At 39.9% G+C, this 26950-nt stretch carries 23 protein-coding genes and 3 pseudogenes; 7 read left to right on the plus strand and 19 right to left on the minus strand.

Translation table 11 applies throughout. The features are described from left to right. Positions 1–97: 97 nt before the first annotated feature. Positions 98–898 carry a chromosome partitioning protein ParA gene (locus AB8618_RS16825; protein ID WP_409425915.1) on the plus strand — a complete coding sequence of 267 codons (801 nt, stop codon included), beginning with the start codon at positions 98–100 and terminating at the stop codon, positions 896–898. Between the two features lie 1151 nt (positions 899–2049). Here AB8618_RS16825 and AB8618_RS16830 read toward each other — a convergent pair. From AB8618_RS16830 to AB8618_RS16840, 3 genes and pseudogenes are all read right to left on the minus strand, one after another. After that, on the minus strand, positions 2050–2310 hold the full coding sequence (locus AB8618_RS16830) for a hypothetical protein (protein ID WP_413403238.1): 261 nt from the start codon (positions 2308–2310) through the stop codon (positions 2050–2052). Between the two features lie 153 nt (positions 2311–2463). Beyond that, positions 2464–2829: a hypothetical protein gene (locus tag AB8618_RS16835; RefSeq protein ID WP_409425917.1), complete on the minus strand. Its 366-nt coding sequence runs from the start codon at positions 2827–2829 to the stop codon at positions 2464–2466. Between the two features lie 245 nt (positions 2830–3074). Then, positions 3075–3301, minus strand: a pseudogene (locus tag AB8618_RS16840) (DUF2188 domain-containing protein). 148 nt (positions 3302–3449) lie between these two features. On the opposite strand from AB8618_RS16840, the gene AB8618_RS16845 reads away from it, so the two are divergent. Next, entirely contained in the window at positions 3450–4493 is a 1044-nt protein-coding gene (locus AB8618_RS16845; protein WP_409423286.1) for an IS110 family transposase, read from the plus strand. A 465-nt stretch (positions 4494–4958) separates the two neighbouring features. Here the strand turns inward: AB8618_RS16845 and AB8618_RS16850 are convergent, their stop codons facing one another. Next, complete coding sequence (locus tag AB8618_RS16850; protein ID WP_409425919.1) at positions 4959–5903, minus strand: glycerophosphodiester phosphodiesterase family protein; 945 nt, start codon at positions 5901–5903, stop codon at positions 4959–4961. 207 nt (positions 5904–6110) lie between these two features. Here AB8618_RS16850 and AB8618_RS16855 point away from each other — a divergent pair, with 207 nt between their 5' ends. Further along, positions 6111–7154 (plus strand): IS110 family transposase, encoded by a 1044-nt coding sequence (locus AB8618_RS16855; protein WP_409425920.1) that lies wholly within the window; start codon positions 6111–6113, stop codon positions 7152–7154. 481 nt (positions 7155–7635) lie between these two features. Here the strand turns inward: AB8618_RS16855 and AB8618_RS16860 are convergent, their stop codons facing one another. Next, on the minus strand, positions 7636–8904 hold the full coding sequence (locus tag AB8618_RS16860) for a hypothetical protein (protein WP_409425921.1): 1269 nt from the start codon (positions 8902–8904) through the stop codon (positions 7636–7638). Beyond that, positions 8873–9319 carry a hypothetical protein gene (locus tag AB8618_RS16865; RefSeq protein WP_409425922.1) on the minus strand — a complete coding sequence of 149 codons (447 nt, stop codon included), beginning with the start codon at positions 9317–9319 and terminating at the stop codon, positions 8873–8875. Before AB8618_RS16865 ends, AB8618_RS16860 begins: the two co-directional genes overlap by 32 nt. 329 nt (positions 9320–9648) lie before the next feature. Between AB8618_RS16865 and AB8618_RS16870 the strand changes: the two genes are divergently transcribed. After that, on the plus strand, positions 9649–10920 hold the full coding sequence (locus AB8618_RS16870) for an O-acetylhomoserine aminocarboxypropyltransferase/cysteine synthase family protein (protein ID WP_413403245.1): 1272 nt from the start codon (positions 9649–9651) through the stop codon (positions 10918–10920). Positions 10921–10988: 68 nt separating this feature from the next. Beyond that, entirely contained in the window at positions 10989–11648 is a 660-nt protein-coding gene (locus AB8618_RS16875) for an NADPH-dependent FMN reductase (RefSeq protein ID WP_409425924.1), read from the plus strand. Between the two features lie 16 nt (positions 11649–11664). Here AB8618_RS16875 and AB8618_RS16880 read toward each other — a convergent pair whose 3' ends face one another. The 6 genes and pseudogenes from AB8618_RS16880 to AB8618_RS16905 all read right to left on the minus strand — a co-directional run bounded on the left by AB8618_RS16880 (position 11665) and on the right by AB8618_RS16905 (position 18261). Then, the gene (locus tag AB8618_RS16880) at positions 11665–11853 is read right to left on the minus strand and encodes a DUF1289 domain-containing protein (protein ID WP_409425925.1); all 189 of its coding nucleotides are present in this window, start codon (positions 11851–11853) and stop codon (positions 11665–11667) included. 14 nt (positions 11854–11867) lie between these two features. Next, on the minus strand, positions 11868–12383 hold the full coding sequence (locus tag AB8618_RS16885; RefSeq protein WP_075170193.1) for a hypothetical protein: 516 nt from the start codon (positions 12381–12383) through the stop codon (positions 11868–11870). Positions 12384–12525: 142 nt separating this feature from the next. After that, positions 12526–12869 (minus strand): annotated as a pseudogene (hisE, locus tag AB8618_RS16890) (phosphoribosyl-ATP diphosphatase). Then, positions 12860–13639: pseudogene (gene hisF, locus AB8618_RS16895) on the minus strand (imidazole glycerol phosphate synthase subunit HisF). The pseudogenes hisE and hisF (AB8618_RS16895) overlap by 10 nt, the downstream one beginning before the upstream one ends. A gap of 481 nt (positions 13640–14120) precedes the next feature. Beyond that, positions 14121–17180 (minus strand): efflux RND transporter permease subunit, encoded by a 3060-nt coding sequence (locus AB8618_RS16900; RefSeq protein ID WP_409425926.1) that lies wholly within the window; start codon positions 17178–17180, stop codon positions 14121–14123. Between the two features lie 10 nt (positions 17181–17190). Continuing rightward, positions 17191–18261 (minus strand): efflux RND transporter periplasmic adaptor subunit, encoded by a 1071-nt coding sequence (locus AB8618_RS16905; protein WP_409425927.1) that lies wholly within the window; start codon positions 18259–18261, stop codon positions 17191–17193. Between the two features lie 541 nt (positions 18262–18802). On the opposite strand from AB8618_RS16905, the gene AB8618_RS16910 reads away from it, so the two are divergent. Then, positions 18803–19810, plus strand: a complete 1008-nt coding sequence (locus AB8618_RS16910) for a catalase family peroxidase (protein WP_409425928.1) — start codon at positions 18803–18805, stop codon at positions 19808–19810. 16 nt (positions 19811–19826) lie between these two features. Continuing rightward, positions 19827–20366 carry a cytochrome b gene (locus AB8618_RS16915; protein ID WP_409425929.1) on the plus strand — a complete coding sequence of 180 codons (540 nt, stop codon included), beginning with the start codon at positions 19827–19829 and terminating at the stop codon, positions 20364–20366. Between the two features lie 419 nt (positions 20367–20785). Here the strand turns inward: AB8618_RS16915 and hisIE are convergent, their stop codons facing one another. The 7 genes from hisIE to hisD are packed head-to-tail and all read right to left on the minus strand — an operon-like array spanning position 20786 to position 26944. Then, positions 20786–21400: a bifunctional phosphoribosyl-AMP cyclohydrolase/phosphoribosyl-ATP diphosphatase HisIE gene (gene hisIE, locus AB8618_RS16920; RefSeq protein WP_413403248.1), complete on the minus strand. Its 615-nt coding sequence runs from the start codon at positions 21398–21400 to the stop codon at positions 20786–20788. After that, on the minus strand, positions 21391–22170 hold the full coding sequence (gene hisF, locus AB8618_RS16925) for an imidazole glycerol phosphate synthase subunit HisF (RefSeq protein WP_413403250.1): 780 nt from the start codon (positions 22168–22170) through the stop codon (positions 21391–21393). The genes hisIE and hisF (AB8618_RS16925) overlap by 10 nt, the downstream gene beginning before the upstream one ends. After that, a complete protein-coding gene (locus AB8618_RS16930; RefSeq protein WP_413403252.1) occupies positions 22152–22886 on the minus strand; it encodes a 1-(5-phosphoribosyl)-5-[(5-phosphoribosylamino)methylideneamino] imidazole-4-carboxamide isomerase in 735 nt (244 codons plus the stop codon). Before AB8618_RS16930 ends, hisF (AB8618_RS16925) begins: the two co-directional genes overlap by 19 nt. Positions 22887–22919: 33 nt before the next feature. After that, on the minus strand, positions 22920–23510 hold the full coding sequence (gene hisH, locus AB8618_RS16935) for an imidazole glycerol phosphate synthase subunit HisH (protein WP_075170186.1): 591 nt from the start codon (positions 23508–23510) through the stop codon (positions 22920–22922). Further along, positions 23507–24568, minus strand: coding sequence for a bifunctional histidinol-phosphatase/imidazoleglycerol-phosphate dehydratase HisB (gene hisB, locus AB8618_RS16940; RefSeq protein WP_413403255.1), 1062 nt, complete (start codon positions 24566–24568; stop codon positions 23507–23509). Before hisB ends, hisH begins: the two co-directional genes overlap by 4 nt. Next, on the minus strand, positions 24565–25653 hold the full coding sequence (gene hisC, locus AB8618_RS16945) for a histidinol-phosphate transaminase (RefSeq protein WP_413403257.1): 1089 nt from the start codon (positions 25651–25653) through the stop codon (positions 24565–24567). The genes hisB and hisC overlap by 4 nt, the downstream gene beginning before the upstream one ends. After that, the gene (hisD, locus tag AB8618_RS16950; RefSeq protein ID WP_248527002.1) at positions 25643–26944 is read right to left on the minus strand and encodes a histidinol dehydrogenase; all 1302 of its coding nucleotides are present in this window, start codon (positions 26942–26944) and stop codon (positions 25643–25645) included. Before hisD ends, hisC begins: the two co-directional genes overlap by 11 nt. Between the last annotated feature and the right edge of the window lie 6 nt (positions 26945–26950).

Raw genomic sequence — 26950 nt, forward strand, 5'->3', positions numbered from 1 at the left:
ACAGGTAACTTTTTTTTAATGTTGTTGTTATTATGGCAGATTTTTTTCACAGCGCTAAACTCTAGTAAATAAACACTTAATTTAAGATAACTAAATAATGCCATATGCCGTATTTCCGCCAGAGGTTTATCATTATATTGCTATAAATTTTGGGCTACTTATTTTAGCCGCGTGGTTTTATATACTTTTACTGATACTCAGAGAGTTTAGGGCATTTGCGTTGAGTATGGTTAAAAGTAGTGGGGGCATGGATGATGCTACGCTAGCGATGTGTAGAGAGTCTGTTGAAAATGCCATGAGCTATGTTAACGACAATCGTAAAACTATCGCTGAGCTAATCAATGTGCAAATGCTGTTACAACAGCAATTAACAGAGGTTACTTCATCAACCAAAGATCATGTTACCGAAAAAGAACAACAGCTAATTGATGAGCTTAATAAAAAATTAAAACGCTCGCATCAGTTAATCCGCAAGCTTAAAGGGGATCTCGATAAAAGTGTCGAAAAATTAAAAATTACTCGTCAAAAACTCTATGCACAATATGATGCAGTGACTGTACTTCAAGAAGAAAAAGACCAGCTACAAGCGGATTATGAAGCACTTAAAAGCGCAAGCGAAAATAGTGATAAAACATCAAGCGCAGATACATCCTCAACGCCAGATCAAACAAAGTTACTTAACACTTTAAACGAATATAAAAGGCAAATTGCAGAGCAAGACCAACTACTACAGCAATTGCAGTTACAAACTGACGGGCCAGAAAGTAGTGAGGAGCTAGACACACTCAAGCAAGAGCTAGAAAAAACGCAGTACGCACTTAAACACCTTACAAAAGAAAAGAAATTCATTGAAGGACGCTATTTAGAAATGATGAAAAATAGCCAAAAGCCAAGTTAGCCAACGACTTTTTTTCAGTCTGAGCCAGTACACGTTATTACTGTGCTTTGTGCTCATTCACTTCTCTGTGTGTAATAAGGTTTTTAAGTGATTTATTTACAAAGAGAGCGAAGAGACGCTGCGCTTTTAGAGGAAGTTATAAAACAAAGCTGTTTGGTGGTTTTGGTTTCTCATTTGCTCCTCATTCACTTCTCTTTGTAGAATAAGGTCTTTTAGTGATTTATTTACAAAGAGGGCGAAGAGACGCTGCGCTTTTAGAGGAAGAGATAAAACAAGGCTGTTTTTAGCTAGTCACTACCATATAGTGCAACGTTATCTTTGCTGAGTATGTAAGGTGACGATTTATAGTAAACAAAGAACCAGCCTAATATGGCTAATATTACGCCTAAACCATATTTGCTAAAAATTGGAATATACATTATCAATGTGAACACGACTGCCGAAAACAATAAAAATATAGCCCAGAATAATTTTGAGCTGATAAGTTTCAATCTCGTCTTGCAACTGGCACATTTAAAGTAAAATGGGAGTGCAGATAAAGAAAAGCTGAAAATATCTATTTTATGCTCACAGCGAGGGCATTGACTCATAAATTTCCTTGTGACGCATTTTATAATTTACTTGATTTAACAACATCTTCGCCAGCTTCTATGTATAGAAAGCTTTTATCGATCTTATTTTTTCTTTGCATACTTTCCATAAAGTGTAGTGGCGCAATTTCGGTTTTAAATGTGCCCCAAAATACGAAATCTAGTTTACTTAGTATTGTACACAAACTTTCCAGTACAGGATTATCTGGAAATTTATATGGCCCAGACGAATACTTAACGTTAGATTTGTACCTAATATAAAAGTACTTGTCATTTACTCTCGATCCTACCTTTGGATGCTTATAGTACTTTATCGAATAGTCACCGAATTCCTCTAGAACAGATTGCTCTTCTACTAATAGCGTTATCTCGTTTTCACTAATCCATTTTACGATATTCAAAAGGTCATGCCTTGTATCACGCCGCAATAAGCGGAAAGTTACTGTTGGCTAAAATAAGTGAGGAACGAACAAAAAGCCAACTGTAATTTGTCCGTCTTGAAAACCCTTGTTATATTTATTGTGCAGATATACTGACTTTGGTTTGTGAAGTTTTTGCTAGTTATAAGACACCGTAGTAGTTTAGGCCATCAATCTTTTTACCGATAATAAAATAGTTTATTTCATTAGTCATAGTATGATCTCCTAGTATTTCAGTTGCGCTACTTACATCAGAAAATTGAATAGCCATTAAAGCCATTAAAGCCATTAAAAACTCCACTTGCTCGTTAGCTTTTAAACGCTTAGAAACTTTGGAAATACCTTGCTTAGTGGATTCAACTGTAGAACCGTTAAATACAAAATCCTTTTTTTGTGTTCGCACAAGCACTAAGAAAGAAAACCATCAGAACAAATAGTAAATTTTCATCGAATATCCTTATAAATATAACCCCTCCATAAGAGGCAAAAAATTGTTGGCTATAATGTTTGAGGTACGAAAAACAGCCAACTGTTTTTTGTCCTTTTGATGGACTTGCTATTTTTTAGCTAGCCAATCATCCATATGTCTAATAACTTCTACTACTTGGAGTTCGTCAACATTATCATGACCATCAATTTCAACTGCTTGGTCGTATAAATAGGCATTAAACTCATTAAATTTAGACCAAATTTTATTACCACTATCAACGCGAATATTTTCTGTAGCTACAAACCAATCTCTAACTACCTTAACAATTTTAGAAGGTTCATCGTCGTGGTTTTTTATATCTGAGCCAGACAAATCAGACAGGGCTTTTTGATAGCGATACCGTTCTTTTTCTAAAACTAGTAATTGCTTATTTTTCCACTTATCACCTTTTAAGGCTTTTGCCCCGTAATCTATTCCAAGCTCAAAAGGCATATTCATTCTAAAGTGTTCATCTTTATCTGATGAGATAATTCTCGATAAATCATGAATTCCAAATAATTAGACCAACAATTTTTTCGATTCTAGATTCAGCTGAATCTGCTCGCTCTAGTGATAATCTAGGTATGTACCTAGGTATTTGATTGAAAAAATGACCGACAACAATAATTGTCTATAATCTTCATCAAATGGGCAATTTACAAAAACATTCTTGGCAAAGTTTTCCATTGAACTCGTCCCTAACCTTTCGGTGGATGGGGATCGTTACCATAGCTATTCTTTTCTCGAATCTTTCCATCTTTTCCGTGAACGTATAGTTCGGATTTTTGATTTTGGGCTACACCTTTAGCCCACTGAATTGCTTCAGCTTGGGTATCAAAGTGTTTTGAGGCTCGTTCAGAACCACTTTTTTTACATCCCATCCGCCTTTTGAGTTACTTACTACATGCTGCGAATTTTTACTCATGACTTCTCCTTGAAACTTAACGCCCGCGTAATAAGCGCGAGCTAGCGAGCGTCCTGATTGACGCGTTTGATACTCATTGAGCCTCCTCCCCAGCATCGCGATTATTCGCTACGCTGAAAAGGCAACCAACCTTACAGGAGAAAGCTCAATGAACTTTTACAATAACATGCATCCATATTATTGTGGAATCGATTTACACGCGCGATTACTTTACGTCTGTATCATTGATAATACAGGACTTATCCTTGTTCACAAGAAAATTAAAGATGACCCAGAAGCACTACTAAAACTACTTAAACCGTATACCGGTGACATTGTGGTTGGCGTAGAATGCATGCATTGCTGGTATTGGGTCGCTGACTTTTGTAAAGAACACACTATCGACTTTATTCTCGGTCATGCGTTATATATGAAGGCGATTCATGGCGGTAAAGCCAAAAACGATAAAATAGATTCATATAAAATTGCCAAACTCATCCGAGGGGGAAACTTCCCACTTGCTTATGTGTATGACAAAGATATGCGTGCTACGCGCGACTTATTACGCCGAAGAACTAAAATTGTTCGCCACGGGGCTGATTTAAAAGCCCATGTCGCCAATACCGCCAGCCAGTACAATTTACCTGCCCACAACGTGAATTTAAAGAACGTCTGCGACAGAGAAAAGATGCGCTATTACTTCCCTGACCCCGTTGTGCAACGATCTATTAATTTAAATATGGCCATACTCGATTGCTATCACAATGAGCTTAAGCCTTTAGAGCATTATATTGAACAAATGGCCAAGCAACACAACCCTGTCCACCTTAATATCTTGCAAACAATTAGTGGTATAGGCCGCATTCTCGCACTTACCATTATCTATGAAATTGGTGACATCAATCGTTTTTCAAGCGTACAAAAGTTCGCTTCATATAGTCGGTTAGTCAAATGTAAAGCAGAGTCTGCCGGCAAAACCTATGGCACCCAAGGTAACAAAATTGGCAATGCACATCTAAAATGGGCGTTCTCCGAAGCCGCTGTATTGCTGCTGCGTCACAATCATAACGCCAACAAATACCTCGAAAAACTACAAAAACGAATGAGCAAAGCCAAAGCACTGTCAGCGCTTGCGCATAAGCTTGGTCGCTGTGTTTATTATATGCTTAAAAAAGAGACGGTATTCGATGAAGCAAAATTCTTAAAGAGTTAGTCACGGTACTGAGTGAGCTGAACATCTAACTGGATATAAGGCTGAGCATCAATCAATTGGGTGAGTTAATAACCAAAAAGGTTTAACCTAATTATATGCCTACAGACCGAAGCCACTTGTCTTGATTAGACGCTCAGTACGCGTGCATTAATACAATAAACAAAGTCGCTTACACCTGACTTGAGCCTGAAACTAACTGGATCATAATGATGCAACCAGCCGCCTTGAATAGTGCCATGATGAGGTTAACCGATGAATGTCTAGTGCCCCAGCAACCCCAAAAGGATATGGGAAAAACCTGGCTGCGATGAGATCGCAATAAGAGAGCCTCTATATGTGTTTGCCGTAAGCTACTTGCTTAACAGCCGTATCGACAGACGAAGTAAACGAATTTGTTTATTGATTTAGAATTGACCGTCAATTTATAAAAACGGTCAAAAAGAACACTAATGCCTATTGACAGAGTTAAGGCTCATATGTGTTAGCTTGTGTTGCACGCATAAAATCAAGATCACTAGTGATAACTCCAATACCCGATGCGACAACGTCATCGTAGGATTGGGTGATCGATTCATGTCGAGACCAAAGATAAACATCCGAACCATAGCTCTGTAATCTTGATGCAAGGCGTTCAGGATAGCCCCAAAAATACTTTGTCATCGAGGGAGGTATAAAAAGAATGGTGTTCCTACAGGACTCAGGAACTAATCCCGCCCATCCAACTAAAAGATAATCTATTCCGCAACTCTTTACACTACCAACACTTGCTAACCGTAAAGATGAATCCTTGTTTCGAAACCACTCTTTACCTTTTGAAGAGGTAATTACAATATGGCTAGATTTTTTGCCAGATAGATACTCATATAGAGTTTCGAATGAACGTATGTCGTTATCCTTTAGGTTTAACCAAAACTCATGCTTTGGATACCGTTCGTAAAATGCCTCTAACTTGGAAATCCTAAAACCTTTTCCTCTAAATGGGAAAGTCGCACCATCATCAAACGTATATCCATATCCTGCATCAATACTTTTCAACTGCTCAAACGATGTTTTATGTACCGGCCCATACCCGTTTGTAGCACAATCTAACGTCCAGTCATGAAAAACAACCAGTTGATCATCACGAGTTCTGTGAACATTTAGATGAATTACGTTCGCTCCGGCTGCAACGGAAGAAGCCACGGCTTCTAGTGTGTTTTCAACAGAATTGATGTTTGATGGTTTTATTGAAAGGGCGGTACAGCCAGTTTTATTTAGTTTTTCATAATTAACTGCGCTTCCGCCTCCTCGATAGGCCACGATCTCGCCATGTCGCTGTAGGTCAGGAACGAACACATAAGCGTTAACAACTCCTAGAGTAATTATGCAAGACAGTGCGATCAAAAACGTCTTAACTATTTTTATAAACATTTATTACCAGAATCCTTGATAGATGGTCGATGAAAGCTAACGCCTAAATAACAGGCAAAAAATTGTTGGCTAAAATAAGCGACGCAGGAGCAAAAGCCAACTGTTTTTTGTCCTTGTTAATTTTCTTGATACTCATTGAGCCTCCTCCCCAGCATCGCGATTATTCGCTACGCTGAAAAGGCAACCAACCTTACAGGAGAAAGCTCAATGAACTTTTACAATAACATGCATCCATATTATTGTGGAATCGATTTACACGCGCGATTACTTTACGTCTGTATCATTGATAATAAAGGACTTATCCTTGTTCACAAGAAAATTAAAGATGACCCAGAAGCACTACTAAAACTACTTAAACCGTATACCGGTGACATTGTGGTTGGCGTAGAATGCATGCATTGCTGGTATTGGGTCGCTGACTTTTGTAAAGAACACACTATCGACTTTATTCTCGGTCATGCGTTATATATGAAGGCGATTCATGGCGGTAAAGCCAAAAACGATAAAATAGATTCATATAAAATTGCCAAACTCATCCGAGGGGGAAACTTCCCACTTGCTTATGTGTATGACAAAGATATGCGTGCTACGCGCGACTTATTACGCCGAAGAACTAAAATTGTTCGCCACGGGGCTGATTTAAAAGCCCATGTCGCCAATACCGCCAGCCAGTACAATTTACCTGCCCACAACGTGAATTTAAAGAACGTCTGCGACAGAGAAAAGATGCGCTATTACTTCCCTGACCCCGTTGTGCAACGATCTATTAATTTAAATATGGCCATACTCGATTGCTATCACAATGAGCTTAAGCCTTTAGAGCATTATATTGAACAAATGGCCAAGCAACACAACCCTGTCCACCTTAATATCTTGCAAACAATTAGTGGTATAGGCCGCATTCTCGCACTTACCATTATCTATGAAATTGGTGACATCAATCGTTTTTCAAGCGTACAAAAGTTCGCTTCATATAGTCGGTTAGTCAAATGTAAAGCAGAGTCTGCCGGCAAAACCTATGGCACCCAAGGTAACAAAATTGGCAATGCACATCTAAAATGGGCGTTCTCCGAAGCCGCTGTATTGCTGCTGCGTCACAATCATAACGCCAACAAATACCTCGAAAAACTACAAAAACGAATGAGCAAAGCCAAAGCACTGTCAGCGCTTGCGCATAAGCTTGGTCGCTGTGTTTATTATATGCTTAAAAAAGAGACGGTATTCGATGAAGCAAAATTCTTAAAGAGTTAGTCACGGTACTGAGTGAGCTGAACATCTAACTGGATATAAGGCTGAGCATCAATCAATTGGGTGAGTTAATAACCAAAAAGGTTTAACCTAATTATATGCCTACAGACCGAAGCCACTTGTCTTGATTAGACGCTCAGTACGCGTGCATTAATACAATAAACAAAGTCGCTTACACCTGACTTGAGCCTGAAACTAACTGGATCATAATGATGCAACCAGCCGCCTTGAATAGTGCCATGATGAGGTTAACCGATGAATGTCTAGTGCCCCAGCAACCCCAAAAGGATATGGGAAAAACCTGGCTGCGATGAGATCGCAATAAGAGAGCCTCTATATGTGTTTGCCGTAAGCTACTTGCTTAACAGCCGTATCGACAGACGAAGTAAACGAATTTGTTTATTGGTTTAGAATTGACCGTCAATTTATAAAAACGGTCAAAAAGAACACTAATGCCTATTGACAGAGTTAAGGCTCATATGTGTTAGGCATTTTCAAGACTAACACCAAACTTTTTTACTCTCCTTTTATTTATCTCACTTTCGGAAGCTATTTTCTGAAGAGCTTTCGTTGCTCGTTCAGCGATTTCCTTTTGTTGATCATTCGGGTTAGAAAATTGACCAAACTTCAGGCACTTTGTAACAAAAGAAGATAAATGCCTTCCTTCTTCGTTTTTAAATAATTCGTAGTACTCATTAACAGTTGTATTTGCTAATACCATTTCATCACTAGGATTCCAACCATTACTACTAGCTATACGATCTAAAACCTGTTTTGCGGATTCTTGTGGGACTGATTGGTTATAAATGGCATTAAATTTTTGAACTACGTCTGGATCTCGAATATCACCGAAGATATTAATTTCATCCATATCAAACAGCTCTACCTCATCCTTTCGGTTTTCAATATAGATATCAATTATTTCCAACGCCTTTTGTTCTTCGCCAAGTTCTTTAAAAAGGGTTACGGTACCATTTAAGTTAGTTGGTGTTATGTATTTACAATTTGCTTTAAAGCTTTCATATAATTCGCCAATAACAACATCGCCATTATTATCAAATGTATCGTGATATAGCCTCCACGCGTTAGAAAATGAATTTTCTGATTTTGAAGCAATGATTTGTTGATTTTTTAATTTAGCTTTTTCATTCACTTCACTTTCAACAAAGAAACCTGTTTTTACGGCTTCCGCTAAAACTAAATCTAAATCATCAGTGAGTTGGTAGTTGTACGCTTGTAAGGTAGTTTGCCAACCTTTTTCTTTATCTGTAATTTCATCATCACCTATCCCAAGCAATGAATATCCCTTACTTGTAATAAAATCGAGTGGAGGTATTCCATCATCAGTATTTGAAGTGAAATAGCTCCAAGAATAAAGTACAAGTGTGTGTATAACTTGATCTAATATTTCCGGTTCAAAATCTTTTACTAAAGGTAGAGATAAATCAATTAACCTCTCTATTTTCTTTAAAATTCTTATATTTCTTATATTAAGGCTGGTTGTTAATTCTTTAAGTCGATTGTGATAGCTAGCATTACCCGAGAAAGCAATATCTGCACTTTCTTTTGGAACTGGTGAAAAAGCCAACTCTATATCAATAACTTTTTCACGATATTTTTCATAATCTTGAAGCCCATCTTCACCATCATTTAAAAGGAGTACTACCTTGCACCCTTTTTGTTCTTTTAATAATGAGACTAAGCCTAGGACATCTTTAATATCAAGTCCTTTGCCTTTTCTCTCTGAGATCATCAATACAAATAAGTGTTTTGTTCAATGATAAAAAGGAAATTGCTTCGATAGCTGGGCTAAATGATTTTACAATAGGAGCGCCCTTAAATAGATTTATAGATTGTCTTCCAACAGATTCTATAAGGCTAGTTGTATTATCCCTAAATGTATCAATGCTTGCAGCAGTACCAATTAGGTCACGTTTTACAACATTTTCAAAAATAGTATATTTGAATGAGTCTAATGAACTTATGCCGAATAACGATACATATGAATAACGTTCAAGTTTCACCTTTTTATCCATACAAGCTTCAATCAGAAATTTTTTCCAACTAAAAGTTTTTCCTACACCCCACTCACCTTTTATTGCCATTACTTCTGGATGATCTGATGATAAGAATTTAAAAATTTGAGCTTTGATTATTTCGACTGACAAGGTGGTGACTCCAAGATGCCTAACAATTTAATAGTGCGCCCATCGCGCATATCTCTGTCAATGTCACGCTCACTTTTCTATTTTTATATAGTTTTAACAAATTACCTAACATATTACTATCACTAAGTTTTTTATTGTCTTTAATAATTACTTAGAGGAGTAATATGCGCGCTTGGCTCATTTTCTTGAATATATGAGCGACGGTAGTTTTAACATTTAGCTAGATACAGCGTTAAATCTATTTCCTTCAATATTCTTTAGTATATTTCATGTGCATTTTGTAACCATTAAATGCTAGGTTAGGTGTAACTATATTGAAGGAATAAATTATGAAACTTGAGTCTTTAGCGTTGCACCATGGTTATGAATCTGAAGCCACCACTAAGTCGGCGGCGGTGCCAATTTATAACACCTCTTCGTACACCTTTGATAATACCCAGCATGGCGCTGATTTATTTGATTTAAAAGTGCCGGGTAATATTTATACCCGCATAATGAATCCGACCAATGCGGTACTTGAGCAGCGTATTGCGGCGATGGAAGGCGGCATTGGTGCACTGGCTGTGGCCTCGGGTATGGCGGCGATTACCTATGCGATTCAATGTTTATGTGAAGTGGGTACTAATATTGTAAGCACCAGCCAAGTGTATGGTGGCACTTATAACTTATTTGCCCACAGCTTGCCGCGCCAAGGTATAGAGGCGCGAATGATTAAAGCCGATGATTTTGACGGTTTTGAAAACGCGATTGATGAAAACACGCGTGCGGTTTTTTGCGAATCAATTGGTAACCCTGCTGGGAATATTGTTGATATTGCTCGCCTTGCGAAAATTGCCCACACTAAAGGGGTGCCTTTAATTGTAGATAACACCGTGGCTACGCCGTATCTGTGTCGTCCATTTGAGTTAGGTGCCGATATTGTGGTGCACTCGCTCACTAAATACATTAACGGCCATGGAACCGCGATTGGCGGTATGATTGTTGATTCGGGCAAGTTTGACTGGAAAGCCAATGCGACTCGTTTTGCGATGATGAATGAGCCTGATCCGTCGTACCATAATGTAGTGTATACCGATGCATTTGCTGAGGCGGCGTTTATTGGTCGTTGCTGCGTTGTACCACTTAGAAATACCGGTGCGGCGCTTGCGCCTAAAAACGCCTCTGATATTTTAATTGGCCTTGAAACGTTAGGGCTAAGAATGGATCGCCACTGCGAAAACGCGCAAAAAATTGCTGAATACCTAGAGAGCCATCCTAAGGTGCTTTGGGTTAATTATGCGGGATTAAAATCAAGCCCGTATAACGAAATGAGCCAAAAAATTACCAATGGTAAAGCGTCAGGTATTTTAAGTTTTGGTATTGCCGGTGGCCTTGAAGCCGGTACGCGGTTTATTGATGCTCTAAACATGATTTTACGTTTGGTAAATATTGGCGATGCTAAATCGCTTGCTTGCCATCCTGCATCGACCACGCACCGCCAATTAAATGATGAAGAGCTCGCCAATGCTGGCGTTAGCCGCGATTTAATTCGGTTATCGGTGGGTATTGAAAACATTGACGACATTATTGCCGATGTAAGCCAAGCACTCGATAAAGCTTAAACCGTACAGTAAATACCTCAAACTTTTTTGAGGTATTTATTTTTGCAATTAAAAAGGAGTGCCGATACATGAAATTTTTAATTTTTCTCGGTTCGGTTAGAAAAAGTACCCCACCTAAGCCTGCGCGTTTAGGGGAAAGGGTAGCGAAAGCATGTGAGCGTTGTTTGGTTGAGTATTACTCTGAGCATGAAATAGAGCTTATTGATCCGCTCGATTATGATTTAGACCCTGTGTTTAAACCGCACTTTGCTTATTCGCAGGCTGAGGCACCTAAACAGCTTGATGATTTAGCGGCAAAAATTAAAGCATTTGATGGCTTTGTTATGGTAAGCCCTGAATATAATCATTCGATGAGTCCAGCACTCGCTAATTTGCTAAACCATTTTGGAAGTTCTCTATTTGGCTATAAACCCAGCGCGATCGTTACCTACTCTGCAGGGCAATGGGGCGGCGTACGCGCCGCTGTTGGTATGCGCAGTTTTTTAAGTGAACTGGGCTGTTTGCCGGTATCAGCAATGATCCATGTTCCAAAAGCGCAAGACGTGTTTATTGAAAGTGGTGACGCAAATAATACGGCAGAGCAAACAGCGTGGGATAGCTATTTTTCGCGCACCTTTAATCAATTAATTTGGTGGGCAGAAGGTGCTAGCAAACAACGTGAAGCGTTAGATCCTAAGCAATTAAGCAAAGATTTTAAACGTGACCCATCACAGCGTAATGCGCCTTAACGGTTAAAAATTTAAGCTAGTCTTTTTTGGCGTCTTCACGAGGGGAGGCCAATATTGTTTCTTTTTGTTCGTCAGTTAAAATAATCCAGTCGAATATTTCGTCGCTGGTGCGACCGCACCCAGTACAGTAGCCATTCATTCTATAACATTCACCGATACAGTCTGTTTTTAAATGAGTGGATTGTTTACTGGGTGTTTGGCGCATACATTCTCTCGTCATTATTTAGTGGCGACGGGCTTTCCTACTTCTAAAGAGGTCGACCAAGTTTTAATTTTTGATAACGTTTTGCTGGTATAAACAGAAATAACCGGCGACTTATCATCAAGTACAAAGGTGGTACGCAGCGACGTTTCTGATTCTTTTTGTGTTTCTAACCAGTTGTTTGTTTTAGTTAAACATTGGCGAGTGAGTTCAACTGCTTGTTGATGCATAGCTACCGCTTGTTGTTGATCTTTGTAGCTTTCTTGGCATTGATAGGTCACAGTTTGATTGTTAAAGCTAGTCACTTGGCAGTTATCGCCAAATACGTTGTACTTTGCAGTCCATACATCTAAATATGAGTTTTGTACTTTAGTGTCTTTTAACGCATCAAAGCGATTATCGAATTCGGTTATTAAGCCATCCATTTTTTCACAGGGCGTTAAGCTGTCTAATTTGGCTTTTTGTTCACTGGTTAAACTGCTACAGCCAGATAAAATAAGGCCCGTGAGTATAAGCGATATATAAGTTTTCATAGTGCGCTATCCTTTTGTAATTGCTACCAAGGATACCTAAGGTAGAGAGTAAATGCTATTGAGAGTCTGAATTAAAAAAGAAAAATTATGGCTTTTTATAACGATGTGCGCCAAATAATGGCGCACACAGTAATCGTTATATTTACTTATGACGACCTTGTAGGCAAGCAGCTACACCAGTGAGCTCTAACTCTTGTCGTTGTAATAGTACAACAAGGTGATACAACAAATCGGCCGATTCGTCGGTAAGTTCATTGTTGTCGTGTTTCATTGCCGCAAGTGCCAATTTTACACCTTCTTCACCTACTTTTTGACAGCTACGGCTTAAGTCTTCTGCGAACAGTGGCGCAGTGTAGCTTTAAGCGCTTCGCTGTTCATAAAGCCTTGCATTAAAATTACGCCAGAGCGGGCATCTTGAACAATGGCAGGGATCATCTTGCTTTTAGCGAAAGCAACTTGAGTTTGGTTTTCTAAGGTTACTTGTATAGTCTTGCTGCCACTTGGTTATCGATTAAAAATTGTTTTAGTTCACCGATGTTTATCACGTTTTTGTGAAAAACACTGGCTGCGAGCGCACCATCTACTTGGCTTTGTTGAAATACATCAACAAAATCTTGCATGCTGCCTGCACCGTCTGAGGCGATTAAAGGAATATCACACAGCTGGCGTATTTTGCTGAGTTGTTCGTTGTCGTAACCGTTGCGAACACCATCTTGGTTCATACAATTTAAAACGATTTCGCCTGCACCTAAGTCTTGTACGCGTTTAACCCATTCTTCGGTTTTATAACGGGTGCGGCTTGACGCATTAGGATCGCCAGTAAGCTGATAAACTAGATATTCACCGGTTGTTTCGTCAAAAAAGCTGTCAATGCCAACAACTACACACTGCTTGCCAAACTCATCATGTAATTCTTTTATTAGCTCTGGACGCGCAATTGCAGGGCTATTAATACTGATTTTGTCAGCGCCATGTTCAAGCACACGAGCTGCATCGGCTACCGATTTAATACCACCGGCTACACAAAATGGAATATCGATATGGCGGGCAATGTTTTCAACCCAATTAACATCGAGTAAGCGTTTTTCAACACTTGCACTGATCTCGTAAAACACCAGTTCATCAGCACCGGCTTCGCTGTAGGCTTTAGCTAGGGTAAGTACATCGCCAACCACTTCGTGGCCTTTAAATTTAACCCCTTTAACGACTTAGCCGTCTTTTACATCTAAACAAGGAATTATGCGTTTTGATAACATGAGAATGCCTAGTTTTAAAATTTTGATTTGAAATAAAGCTGTTTTTACATTTAACGTTTGTATGACTAAATAGAAGACGCATAGACTGCACTTGATATGTTATTTATTTGATAAATTTGAATAGTTAATTTAATGAATGAATCTTAATGCATTACTATGCAATGAATTCTTAGCCTCACCATATAATAGAACTCCGGCTATGTTAATACTTAAAGCTAGAACTTAAAGTGATAATTAATGCCTTAAAAAAATATCCGCTTCAATGCTTATTTAAATTTATAAAATACTAAAATTAAAATATTTATTTTGAAAAATAATAACCGTATCTGAGGGCGTTTTTAGCAGCTATAAGGTTTGAAAGGTATGTTGTATATGCAATATTTTTTAAAAGTTAATTGTGATAATTATATGAATTATTTTGCTCAAAGCTTATAAAAAGGCCATGACTTATTACTAAGCATGGCCATATCTTTGTTGGCGTTTAATTAGTTGCCTGTTCGTCTTGTTTAACATTCATAAAAATGGCGTATAGAACAGGTATTACGATTAATGTAAGCAAGGTAGCAAACAGTAACCCGAATACTAAAACCACAGACATTGATTGGAAAAATGCATCAAAATACAGTGGAATAACCCCTAACACCGTGGTTAGTGTGCCCATCATTACCGGTCTTACCCGACTATTTGCCGAGTCGATAATGGCATTATATGCAGGTTTACCTTGGCGAATTTCCATGTCCATTTGATCTACTAATACAATGGCATTTTTAATTAACAAACCAGAGAGCGACAGTAATCCTAATATACCCATAAACTCTAGTGGTATTTGTGTGGTTACCAGCCCAAACACAACACCAATTAAGGCTAATGGCACAACCAGCCAAATAATAATTGGTTGTTTTAAAGCGTTAAATAACACAATAACAATCAGCACCATGGCTAAAAAGCCCATTGGAATAGTTGAGGCCAACATTTCGTTAGACTCTTTCGATTGTCCGTATTCGCCATCCCATTCAAGTCGATACCCTTGAGGAAGGTCAATGGCTTCTATTTTAGGCCTTACCCGATTAAATAACTCTGAGGCTAGTTCACCCGGCAGAGGATCCGCTTGAGCTTTTATAGTCCATTCGCGGTCTTCACGTTTTAAAATGCCATCGCGCCAGACGGTTTTAAACCCATTGGTTACTTGCGCTAGGGGCAGTGTTTCACCAGTGATATTGCTTTGTACCTGAATATTGCCAATATCGTTTATGTCGACACGTTCCGATTGTGGTGCTCTAACAATAATAGGAATGAGCTCTTCACCTTCACGATACTGTCCAACCACTTGACCAGAAAAGTTCTGCTGTAAGGCTTCAGCAACCGCTTTACGCGTTACACCAGCGCGCTGCGCATTAATAGCAGAGTACTGTGGTTCAATAACACTAATGCGTTGTCGCCATGTATCTTTAATAGACAAGGCGCCACCATCATCAATTAATACTCCTTTTGCTTGTGCAGCTAGCTCTCTTAATACATCTGGGTCGGGGCCTTTAAATGTGGCTTCTATTTTAGAGCCACCACCTGGGCCCATTACAAAACGCCATACTTTGCCCTGAGCATCAACAAAGTTATCGTCAATGTAGTTTTGTACGATTGGTAAGAGTTTATCTAGCTTTTTATAGTCATCGACTTTGGCTAAAATTTGCCCGTAAGAGCTGTTTGGTGACTCGCTACCATAAATAAGCATGTAGCGAAGCCCGCCACCACCAATAAGGGTTTGGATACCTTCAACACCATTTTGTTGCTTTACAAATTCCTCTAACTTGAGCATGTCTTTTTTGGTTTTTTCAATATCGGTACCTTGCGGTAGCCAAAAATCAACCACCATTTGTGGTGTGGTAGAAGCTGGAAAAAATCCTGATTTTACAAATTGAAATCCCCACATAGACACACTAAAGGTGGCAACTACAACGGCAATACTGAGCCAGCGATGATGCAGTGCTGACACCACTACCGATTGATAAAGTGCCATAAGTTTATTTGGCTTCGCTGAGCCTGAGGTATCGTTATCTTGCTCTTTAAACAAGCAATAACAAAATAAGGGGGTTAGGGTAATGGCAAATAACCAGCTGTATAATAAAGAGATTAAAATTACCCAGAATAAATGACCGGTAAATTCGGCGGTATCACCTGGAGCAAGGCCAATAGGCGCAAAAGCAACAATGCCTACCAAGGTACCACCCAGTAGTGGCCACTTAGTTTGCTTGACAACTTCGCTAGCAATTTCTAACTTTTTACGGCCCTTTTGTGTACCAACTAAAATTCCTTCGGTCACAACTATGGCGTTATCAACCATCATGCCTAACGCGATAATAAGCGCACCAAGCGAAATACGATGCATGGGTATGCCGCTAAAATCCATGGTAGCAAGGGTGGCAAAAATGGTTAGCAGTAATACGGCGCCAATAATAATTCCTGAGCGCAAACCCATAAATAGCAGCAGGGTAACCATTACGATCACCAGTGCGACTAAAACATTCACTACAAAGTTGTCGACTGAATCTTGTACTACTTTACCTTGGTGGTAAAACTCATGCACTGTGATGCCAAGCGGTCTGAGGTTTTCAGTTTGTTTTACTTTGTCATCAACGCGGTCAAATACTTTAACCACATTAGCCCCCAATACACTGGCGACCCCAAGTGAAATTGCAGGTTTAGAGTTATAACGGACTAACTTGGTTGCTGGGCTTTGGAAGCCACGGTATACATTGGCAATATCTTTAAGATAAATTGTTTTACCTTCACCGCTAGCACTGACCAATAGATTTTTAATGGTATCAACGGAGTTTATTTCTCCAGTAGGGTCAATAAAAATACGTTGATCGCCAATTTGAGTGTTACCAGCGCTCAATACAGCGTTTTGCTCATCTAAAATGCCGTAAATATTATTAATAGACACGCCTAAAGAGGCTAACTCTTCACGGGCTATTTCTACAAATATGCCTTCTTGCTGCACGCCTGTCATAGCAACTTTGGCTACGCCCTCTACTTGTAAAATGTCACTTTGCAAATCTTTAGCGTAGGCATGTAACTCGTCGGGTGAGTATCCTTCGGCGGTAATTAAATAACTTAAGCCATACACATCACCAAAATCATCATAAACTTGTGGCGTGCCAGTACCAGGCGGTAATGTTGGACGTGTGTCATTTATTTTGTTTCTGAGCTTAGTCCAAATAACTTGCAACTCAGATTTAGTCGGAGAAAACTCTGATTTAATCTCTACTTTAATTTCAGATAAACCCGTAGATGAGGTAGACGATATAGTATCAACTTCTTGCAGTTCTTGAATAGCACGTTCTAGCGGCTCAGTGACCTCTTTTGCAACTTCTAGTGGGCTTGCACCTGAATACGAAACAAACACCTGCGCGGTACGAATTATAAATTCGGGATCTTCAAAGCGAGGCATGTTTTTATAGGATGAAAAACCAAATCCTAGGGTTAAAATAATGAGTATAGTGCTAATTAACTTATTATTGATTGTCCATTTTGCTAAATCCATTATCGCGCTCCTATGCTTTAGTCCAAGGACGTACTTTCATACCCTCAGTCACATAGTTTGCACCTGCACCAATAATTACATCCCCGGCTTTTAAACCGTCAGTGACAATGAGTTGCTCGCCAATGCCATTTTCAATTTTAACGGGAGCTTTCGAAGCTTGCATTGTTTTAGCGTCAACCGTCCAAACAAAGTGTTCTCCGTTTTGTTCAAAAATAGCAAAGGTTGGCACTAGTAAGCGAGTTGTATTTGAGCTGCTTTCACGGGTGATTTTTAGACTGGCATTCATGCCAGGCAATATATTAAGGTTATTTGGTACAGCAAAGGCAAATCGTACTTCATAGGTTTGGCTCGCTGAGTCGGCTTCTAAATTGGCTCGTCTAAATGTTGCAGGAATGGGAGCAGTTGATACATCTTGTAAAATTACTGAGGCTACATTGTTCTGCTTAGAATCAACTGTGGCCACAATAGACGCGGGAATATTTACCACCGCTTCCATTTCACCTTTACCAAATAAAGTAACAACGTGTTGCCCAGCACTTATGTTTTCAAGCTGCTTTACCGGTACTTCTGCAACAATAGCATCGTAAGGCGCTATAATTTTACTGTCAGATAATGCTTTTTGCGCTGAGTCATATTGCGATTCGGCTACTTCTTTTTTAGATTTTAGTTGCTCTATATCACGTTGTGAAATAACCCCATCTTTAACGAGCTTTAAACCACGTTGGTAATCATTATCGGCTGTTTCAAACTGAATTTTGCTCGACTTGACCTCATTAATAAAGTTTCGTTGTTCTAATACAGCGATTACATCGCCTTTGTTTACGTTTTGTGCAGCAATAACGTTAAGCGCTTCTAACTTTCCGCTAACTTGAAAAGCAAGCTTTGAGCTATTTATAGTGTCGATAGTGGCGGGGTAGGTGAGCGTTTTTGATTGCGACTCATCACCTATGGTTATCAGTTTTACCGCACGCGGTTCGTTTTGTTTTTCTGTAGTGACTTCACTTTCTGAGCAACCGGCTAATAAAAGTAGAAACGTGATACTAATCAAATTAAATTGAGTAAAACAACGTGTTTTGATCATATGGCTTACCTTAAATAAAAAGTGCGTTGTTAATTGTTGGCATTTTTTAATCAGTAAAAATTATAAAATAGCCAATTGCGTTTATTTTCGAATTTACCTGAAATGTAAGTTATTAAACTATAACTACTTTAAAAGAAGCAGTAAGGTAGTAGGTAATAAATAACATTGTAATTTCAATAGTTTATTATTGCTGTACCGTTTTGTTTTAATTTGTATGATTTTGTAGAAAGCACCAAAAGTGCAACTTAATACTTGCTTTATGTTGGGCTAAGTATAATTAATAATCAACATTTTAAAAGCAGACGCCTAAAATATTAGCTATGTAGTATTAAAACCACAAACTGTACTTTTTACAATTTAAATTGAAATATTAATTGCTTAGGAGCGGTCTTGTAAGAGTGATGTTGGTATTGCTTGATAAAAACACTTCAACTCAAAGCATCACTCAGCAATGGTTAGCCATTATTTTCGCGGGTAATTTTAACTGTGAAAAATTCCAACATAGTCATCAAAAAATAATCATACGAGGTCAAATCCTACCATGAGTAAAAAAATCATCTTAATAGCAATTATTAGCTTATTTGCCCTGACTATTTTGTATTTTACTGGCGCATTTAATCGTGATGCAGTGACTGCACAGCGTTTTGTTAATTTACAGCAAGGTGATAAAACCCATAAGGGATTTCGCCGAGCACACACAAAAGGTATTTGTTTAGCAGGCTCTTTTGAGTCAACGGGTGAGCTTGCTAAGTATTCGCAAGCGAAGGTATTTGATTTAGGGGCCACTCCTTTTGTAGGTCGCTTTTCTATTGCGGGTAATAATCCAACTGCACCTGATTTAAAAGCTCCAGTTCGTAGTTTAGCGTTTTCTATAACTGCTGATGATAACCAAGAATGGCGGGTGGCAATGAATACGCCTCCGGTTATGGCCGTAGCTACGCCAGAAGCGTTTTTTAAACAACTACAAGCACTTTCACCCGATCCGGTGACTAAAAAGCGCAGCCCAGAAAAAATTAAAGCGTTTTTTGCAGCACACCCTGAAAGTGCTGCTTTTAATAACTGGAAAGCAAGCTACACGCCAACCAGTAGCTTTGCCACTGAGCAATACCACAGTATCAATGCGTTTTATTTGATGGATGAGAATGATGAAAAGCATGCCGTACGCTGGATTGCTAAACCACAATTAAGTGATGAAAATATCCAATCACTTAATAATAATTCACCAGATGCGTTGCAACTACAACTTAAAGACCAAGTAGCTCAGTCTCCGGTTAAGTTCGATATGCTGTTTAGCTTTGCAACCGAAGAAGATGATGAAAACAACCCAACTGTTTTATGGCCACAATCGCGCAAAACGATTAACGCCGGTACGTTAGTAATATCACGCTTGCAAGCACAACAGGGTGGGGTATGTGAAAACATGAACTTTGATCCGCTGGTATTACCAACAGGTATTGAGCCAAGTGCCGATCCTATTTTACGTGCCCGTGGCGCTGCGTATGCAGAGTCATTTCGTCGTCGTGCTAAAGAAGTACTTTTAAATAATTAATCACAGGAACGAGTCAATGAACACAATTACTAAATACTCAGCGTCGAGTATGCTTATTCACTGGGCGATGGCATTAATTATACTTTCTATGTTATTTCTTGGTTTATCGATGGTACAAAGTTTAGCCGTATGGCAAGTAGAAGCTATACAACTACATAAATCGTTTGGCGTGTTAGCACTGATATTAGTGGCGATAAGATTAATTAATAAAGTAATGCATAAAAGCCCTGCATTACCCCAAAGTGTGCCTAAAGCACAAGCTTTAGCGGCACATTTAACCCAAGTGGGCTTATATGCGTCTATGATTTTAATGCCAATTTCAGGCTGGTTAATGCAAAGTGCTGACGAACGTTCTGTGAGCTTTTTTGGTATATTTACTTTGCCTGATTTAGTTAGTAAAAATATTGAGACCTATGCATTTTTTCGTGAAGCACATGGCTTAATTGCTTATGCATTTTTACTGTTTATTTTTATGCATGTAAGCGCTGCACTTTATCATGGTTTAATAAAGCAAGATGGCGTATTGGGTTCTATGTTACCGGGTAAGCATAAATAATTTAGTCAAAGTTAATTAGGGGCTGTTGACCTTTTGAGATTAAATTTGCAGCAGTCTGTTTGGTGTTTAGGCAGAGCTTATGTGGTGTGGTTATTCTACATAAATAGGCGATAACGCAGCATCAATGCCAAACAGGCGCTGCCCGAAGGGTTCTGCCTAGAGGCGATTTTGCCTACATGGATGTAAGCCAGTAGAATAACGCAGGAGCAGTTATCGAGCCCACTAGGTTGCAAACCTCGCGCCGCGATTAAACCGCCCCCTAGTTTGAACAAATATTAATCCGTAAAGGTCAGCAGACCCTAGTTAAAGGATACCTAAGGGAGAGAATAAATGCTATTGAGAGGCTGAATTAAAAAGAAAAATTATGGCTTTTTATAACGATGTGCGCCACATAATGGCGCACACAGTAATCGTTGTATTTACTTATGACGACCTTGTAGGCAAGCAACTACATCAGTGAGTTCTAACCCTTGGCGTTGTAGTAGTACAACTAGATGATACAACAAATCGGCCGATTCGTTGGTAAGTTCATTGTTGTCATGTTTCATTGCTGCAAGTGCCACTTCTACACCTTCTTCACCTACTTTTTGACAGCTACGGCTTAAGTCTTCTGCGAACAGTGAGGCGGTGTAGCTTTTAGCTGGATCATCATTTTTACGCTCAACAATGACATCTTCTAATTGTGCTAAAAAGCTTAAGCTTGGTTTAGCATCATCGCCAAAGCAGCTTTGTGTGCCTAAGTGGCATGTTGGGCCCTCTGGGTTAGCCATTACTAAAATTGAGTCGTAGTCACAATCGGTATGAACCGATACCACATTTAAGTAGTTTTCTGATGATTCGCCTTTAGTCCATAAACGCGATTTAGAACGCGAATAAAAGGTCACTTTATTGCTCTCAAGCGTAACTTTTAACGCTTCGCTGTTCATAAAGCCTTGCATTAAAATAACGCCAGAGCGGGCATCTTGAACAATAGCAGGGATCATTTCGCTTTTAGCAAAATCAACTTGGGTTTGGTTTTGTTGTGTTAATTGCATAATCTTGCTGCCACTTGGTTATCGGTTAAATATTGTTTTAATTCGCCAATGTTAATCACATTTTTGTGAAAAACGCTTGCTGCCAATGCGCCATCGACTTCGCTTTGTTGAAATACATCAACAAAGTCTTGCATACTACCTGCACCGCCTGAGGCGATTAAAGGAATATCACACAGCTGGCGTATTTTGCTGAGTTGCTCGTTGTCGTAACCGTTGCGAACACCATCTTGGTTCATACAATTTAAAACGATTTCGCCTGCACCTAAGTCTTGTACGCGTTTAACCCATTCTTCGGTTTTATAACGAGTGCGGCTTGACGCATTAGGATCGCCGGTTAATTGATACACTAAGTATTCGCCGGTTACTTCATCGTAAAAGCTGTCAATACCTACAACAACACATTGCTTACCAAATTCATCGTGTAGCTCTTTTATGAGTTCAGGGCGTGCAATAGCAGGGCTGTTGATACTTATTTTATCGGCACCACGCTCTAAAACCCGTGCTGCATCGGCTACCGATTTAATACCGCCAGCCACACAAAATGGAATATCAATGTGGCGGGCAATGTTTTCAACCCAGTTAACATCAAGTAGGCGTTTTTCAACACTTGCGCTGATTTCGTAAAAAACCAGTTCATCGGCACCAGCATCGCTGTATGCTTTTGCCATTGTTAAAATATCACCAACAACTTCATGGCCTTTAAATTTAACGCCTTTTACTACTTGGCCGTCTTTAACATCTAAACACGGAATTATGCGTTTTGATAGCATGCTAACGCCTCCTCAACACTAAATGCGCCATCAAGTAGTGACTTACCTAAAATTACGCCGCCCACACCAAGCTCTTTTAGTTTTTTAATGTCATCAAGTGAACTTACGCCACCAGAAGCTTGCACTTTAATAGTGCTGTTGTGACGAGTTAAATCTTCATATAATTCAAACGATGGACCTGTCATGGTGCCGTCTTTACTGATGTCCGTACATAAAAAGTCAATAACACCTAAGCTCACATAAAAATCAACAAGCTCAAGTAAACCAAACTCTGACTCGCTCAACCAACCGTTTGTAGCTGGTGCCCAGCCTGTGGCTGTTTTATTTACATCAAGGGCAATTACAAAGTGCTCGGCGCCAAATTGTTCAATCCAGGCTTTTACTTGCTCGCGTTTTTCTACCGCCATTGAGCCAATAACCACTTGGTTAGCACCGGCTTTTAGCCAATCGCTCACGTCTTGCTCTGAGCGAATACCGCCGCCCACTTGGTACGGTACATTAAGCGCTTTAGTTGCAGCTTGAATATGTTGCCACTGTTTTTTACTTGGATCGCGTGCGCCTTCTAAATCTACAAGGTGCAATTTACCTGCGCCGCTGTCGGCGTATTCTTTTAACCGTGCGCCAAGCTCAAAAGGATAAAACTGGGCGGTGTCGTATTTACCTTGGTATAAACGAACAATTTGATTTTGTAATACGTCTAATGCTGGAATAATCACAAATAATCTCTTTATTGTTGGTTAATGGGCCGTTTATAACTGCCAATCAACAAAATTTTGTAATAAACGGGTGCCTACTTTTGCACTGCGCTCAGGGTGAAATTGCATGCCAGCGTAGTTGTCTTTAGCAACTATGGCTGAAAAGGTTTGGCCGTATTCGCCGCTTACAAGTGTTGCGTCGTTTACGGTGTGCGCAAAGCTATGAACAAAGTACACTTGCTCGTCTTGTGTTAACCCTTTAGTAAGTGCATGCTCTTTATTAATGCTTAGGTTATTCCAACCCATATGCGGCGACGTTAAACTACCAACATCAAGGGCTTTTACTTGCCCTGGTATTTTACCTAAGCACTGCACATTACCTTCTTCGGTGCTTTCGCACAGTAACTGCATACCTAAACAAATTCCCATAAGTGGACGCTGGTATTCGTTTATAGCTTGTTGCCAGCCGTTATCTACAAGGCGTTTCATGGCAACTGATGCATGGCCAACACCGGGTAATATTGCACGTTCAAAGCCTTTTAACTGCTCTGGCGTGGTAATTACCGTTGGCGTTTGCCCTAAGCGTTCAAAGGCAAAACGCACTGAATTTATATTGGCACACCCGGTATTAATTATGGCAATCATAAACATCCCTTAGAGCTGGCTGTTTGTTGGCTGGTGTCTTGTGCTACTGCCATACGAAGAGCACGTGAAAACGCTTTAAATAAGCCTTCTACTTGGTGATGACAGTTACCGTCACTCACCGATAGAATAAGGCTAATCGCGGCGTTATCGCTTAAGCTTTTAAAAAAGTGCTCAACCATTTGTACGTCTAAATCACCGGCTTTTTCACGGCTAAAGTTAGCGTTTAATACAAATGAAGCGCGACCTGATAAATCAATTTGTGCCTCTGCTTTACATTCATCCATTGGCAGTGCAAAACCATAGCGCGCTATTTGCGATTTAGTGCCAAGCGCTTGTTTAAGCGCAACACCTAGTGCAATACCAATGTCTTCAACAAGGTGGTGCTCGTCTATGTGTAAATCGCCTTTGGCTTTAATGTTTAAACCAATGTTGGCGTGCGTGCGAATTTGATCAAGCATATGATCAAAAAAGCCAAGGCCAGTGTCTATGCTGCCATTTTTCGTTTGATCAAGGTTAACCGCTACATCTATTTGTGTTTCTTTAGTGTTGCGTGTCACACGGCCTTCGCGGTTGGCTGTGGTTAGCTTGGTAACAATGGCAGGCCAGCTGCCATCGTACAAAATGCCTTCACAACATAAGTTTTGCGCAAGGCCAATATCGGTTTGGCGATCGCCAATTACATATGAACGTGCTAAATCAACTTTGCCTGAGCGCATAAGTTCAGTTAATAAACCCGTTTTAGGTTTACGGCAATCACAGTTTTGCTCGTCAAAGTGTGGACAAATTAATACTGACTCAAAGCTAATGCCTTGGCTTTGTAAGATGTCCATCATTTTGTCTTGAGCAATGTTGAAATCGGCAGTTGGAAAGCTGTCTGTGCCCAAGCCATCTTGATTCGATACCATCACTAAGCGATAGCCTGCTGCTTGCAGTTGCAATAAGGCAGGAATGACACCTGGTAAAAACGCTAGTTTTTCAAGGCTGTCGACTTGTTTATCGGTGATTGGCTCTTCAATAATAGTGCCATCGCGGTCTATAAATAAATAGGGGTTACTCATGATACTTCCTGTTGTGCTGCGGTTTGTGGCAATTGCAGGCCATCTAACCAAATTTTTACTTGTTCTAATTCTTGTTCATTACCAATTGAAATACGTAGCCAATCATCTTCATTAAATAAGGTGAAGGCGCGCATTACTAAGCCTTGTTTAAGCGCTTGTTTAAAGTAATCCTTGTTAGCTAACTTTAAAGTAACGAAGTTGCCTTCACCAGTGAGTATTTTTAATACTGCAGGGGAGGCGTTTAACCAGTCAATAAGCTTTAACTTTAAGCTATTTAAAATCGTTACTTGGCGACGCATTGAGGTAATGGCATCAGGGGCAATGGCTTGTGCTGCAATGCTGGCCACCACACCCGATACCGGATACGGTGCAATGACTTTACGAATAGGCGCTAATACACTGGCCTGAGCGAGAGTAAACCCTGTTCTTAAACCCGCGAGTGCGAATGCTTTTGAGAGTGTACGAAGTACAACAATGTTACTAAACTCGTTTATAAGTTGTGTTGCACTTTGCTCTGGACAAAACTCTATGTAGGCTTCATCAACAATCACTAATGCTTTACCTGCAAGCGCAGTGGCAATGGCTTTTACTTTATCTAGCGGCGTTAAGCTTCCAGTTGGATTATTTGGATTACAAATAAACACTAGTTTTGAGCTACCCACAGCGGCAACTATTTCATCCACGCTGCCATTTAACAAAAGCGCTTGTGTTAGGCCATTGATTGCGACGTTGTGTGTATCGGCCGTTACTTTGTACATACCATATGTTGGTAAAAATAGTGCAATACTGTCTTTTGACGGTTCACAGTAGGTACGTACTAATAATTCAATGCCTTCATCGGCACCGCGAGTCATTAATACATTTTCGTTTTCAAGCTCAGCATAGGCAGCGTAGCGGTCAATAACCAATTTAGGCTGAGGGTCGGGGTAACGATTCAAGTCTTCAATTGTTATTTCAAGGTTTTTAGCATACGGGCTTTCGTTCGCATTGAGCCACGTTGTACCGGTTAACTTCTCACTTTTAGCTGAGCTATACGCAGCAAGCGCTGCAATATTATCAGGTAATAAGCCGCTATCATTGCTCATTTTTTATTGCCTCTAAACGAATTGAAACCGCATTAGCGTGGGCATCTAGGCCTTCTGCATCTGCTAAGGGTAAAATAGCTTTTGAAAGCTCAGTTAAGCCACGTTTACTGATGGTCTGTACTGTGTAAGTACGGAAAAAATCAAGTAAATTCAAGCTAGAATAAGTTGCACTGTAACCATAAGTGGGTAACACGTGATTAGTGCCTGAGGCATAATCGCCCGCTGACTCAGGGGTGTAATCGCCAACAAATACAGAGCCTGCATTCTTTACTTTATCTAAATAAGGAGTGGCATCGCCAAGCTGTAATATTAAGTGCTCTGGCCCGTATTGCGCTGATACGTCGAACGCTTGGGCTACTGAATCAACTAGAATAAGTGACGAATTAGCCAGTGCCTGCTCGGCAGTGTCTTTTCGACTTAAGTTAGCTAATTGACGAGTAAGTGCGTCTTGCGTTTGTTCAATAATCGTTTCACTGTTACATAATAAAATAACTTGTGAGTCAGCCCCGTGTTCTGCTTGAGACAGTAAGTCGGCAGCAATAAACTCTGGGTTTGCACGTTCATCTGCAATCACTAACACTTCTGACGGCCCTGCTGGCATATCAATCGCCATACCTGGAATCGTTTGGGCGACTAACTGTTTTGCCATAGTAACAAAGCTGTTACCTGGGCCAAAAATCTTATTCACTTTAGGAACAGACTCTGTGCCATAGGCCATAGCAGCAATCGCGCCTGCACCACCGCTTTCAATAATTGTGGTGATACCACATAATTTAGCGGCATATAAAATAGCCGGGTTAATTGCTTTATCACCTTGTACTGGGGTGGTTAATACCACGGTTTTTGCACCGCTTAACTGCGCCAATACACCTTGCATAATAACCGATGATGGAAGAGGGGCACTTCCGCCAGGTACATAAATACCGACTGCTTCGATGGCTTGATATTTCAGTTCACAGTCAACACCTGGTTGAGTCGATAACTTAATATCTTTTGGCAGTTGCGCTTGGTGAAAACATTTCACATTGGCATAAGCGGTATCAATTGCATACTTAAGCTCTGGGCTTAGCATTTTCTCAGCGGCATTAATTTCATCAAGTGGAACTCGTAAACGCGGCTCGGCTCGGTTATCAAACTCTTTCGCTAACGCAAGTAATGCGGCGTCGCCTTGTGCATTTACTTTTGCCAAAATAGTTTGGCAAATGCTTTCTACTTTTTCACTCGCTGATACAGCAGGGCGCATAAGCGCCGCTGCTTGAACTTGTGAAGATTCCTCATTCCAACGAAGCATGGCTTG

It is taken from the genome of Pseudoalteromonas sp. RW-H-Ap-1 (assembly GCF_048318575.1).
Classification (GTDB): Bacteria; Pseudomonadota; Gammaproteobacteria; order Enterobacterales; family Alteromonadaceae; genus Pseudoalteromonas.

Bases quoted from the DNA above. Each gene is read 5' to 3' on its own strand.
- hisD (WP_248527002.1), bottom strand. From the start codon at position 26,944: ATGCTTCGTTGGAATGAGGAATCTTCACAAGTTCAAGCAGCGGCGCTT.
- AB8618_RS16915 (WP_409425929.1), top strand. From the start codon at position 19,827: ATGAACACAATTACTAAATACTCAGCGTCGAGTATGCTTATTCACTGG.
- hisH (WP_075170186.1), bottom strand. From the start codon at position 23,510: ATGATTGCCATAATTAATACCGGGTGTGCCAATATAAATTCAGTGCGT.
- AB8618_RS16860 (WP_409425921.1), bottom strand. From the start codon at position 8,904: ATGATCTCAGAGAGAAAAGGCAAAGGACTTGATATTAAAGATGTCCTA.
- AB8618_RS16910 (WP_409425928.1), top strand. From the start codon at position 18,803: ATGAGTAAAAAAATCATCTTAATAGCAATTATTAGCTTATTTGCCCTG.
- AB8618_RS16875 (WP_409425924.1), top strand. From the start codon at position 10,989: ATGAAATTTTTAATTTTTCTCGGTTCGGTTAGAAAAAGTACCCCACCT.
- AB8618_RS16880 (WP_409425925.1), bottom strand. From the start codon at position 11,853: ATGCGCCAAACACCCAGTAAACAATCCACTCATTTAAAAACAGACTGT.
- AB8618_RS16825 (WP_409425915.1), top strand. From the start codon at position 98: ATGCCATATGCCGTATTTCCGCCAGAGGTTTATCATTATATTGCTATA.
- hisF (WP_413403250.1), bottom strand. From the start codon at position 22,170: ATGCTATCAAAACGCATAATTCCGTGTTTAGATGTTAAAGACGGCCAA.
- AB8618_RS16855 (WP_409425920.1), top strand. From the start codon at position 6,111: ATGAACTTTTACAATAACATGCATCCATATTATTGTGGAATCGATTTA.
- AB8618_RS16885 (WP_075170193.1), bottom strand. From the start codon at position 12,383: ATGAAAACTTATATATCGCTTATACTCACGGGCCTTATTTTATCTGGC.
- AB8618_RS16870 (WP_413403245.1), top strand. From the start codon at position 9,649: ATGAAACTTGAGTCTTTAGCGTTGCACCATGGTTATGAATCTGAAGCC.
- AB8618_RS16900 (WP_409425926.1), bottom strand. From the start codon at position 17,180: ATGGATTTAGCAAAATGGACAATCAATAATAAGTTAATTAGCACTATA.
- AB8618_RS16835 (WP_409425917.1), bottom strand. From the start codon at position 2,829: ATGCCTTTTGAGCTTGGAATAGATTACGGGGCAAAAGCCTTAAAAGGT.
- hisC (WP_413403257.1), bottom strand. From the start codon at position 25,653: ATGAGCAATGATAGCGGCTTATTACCTGATAATATTGCAGCGCTTGCT.
- hisB (WP_413403255.1), bottom strand. From the start codon at position 24,568: ATGAGTAACCCCTATTTATTTATAGACCGCGATGGCACTATTATTGAA.
- hisIE (WP_413403248.1), bottom strand. From the start codon at position 21,400: ATGCAATTAACACAACAAAACCAAACCCAAGTTGATTTTGCTAAAAGC.
- AB8618_RS16850 (WP_409425919.1), bottom strand. From the start codon at position 5,903: ATGTTTATAAAAATAGTTAAGACGTTTTTGATCGCACTGTCTTGCATA.
- AB8618_RS16845 (WP_409423286.1), top strand. From the start codon at position 3,450: ATGAACTTTTACAATAACATGCATCCATATTATTGTGGAATCGATTTA.
- AB8618_RS16905 (WP_409425927.1), bottom strand. From the start codon at position 18,261: ATGATCAAAACACGTTGTTTTACTCAATTTAATTTGATTAGTATCACG.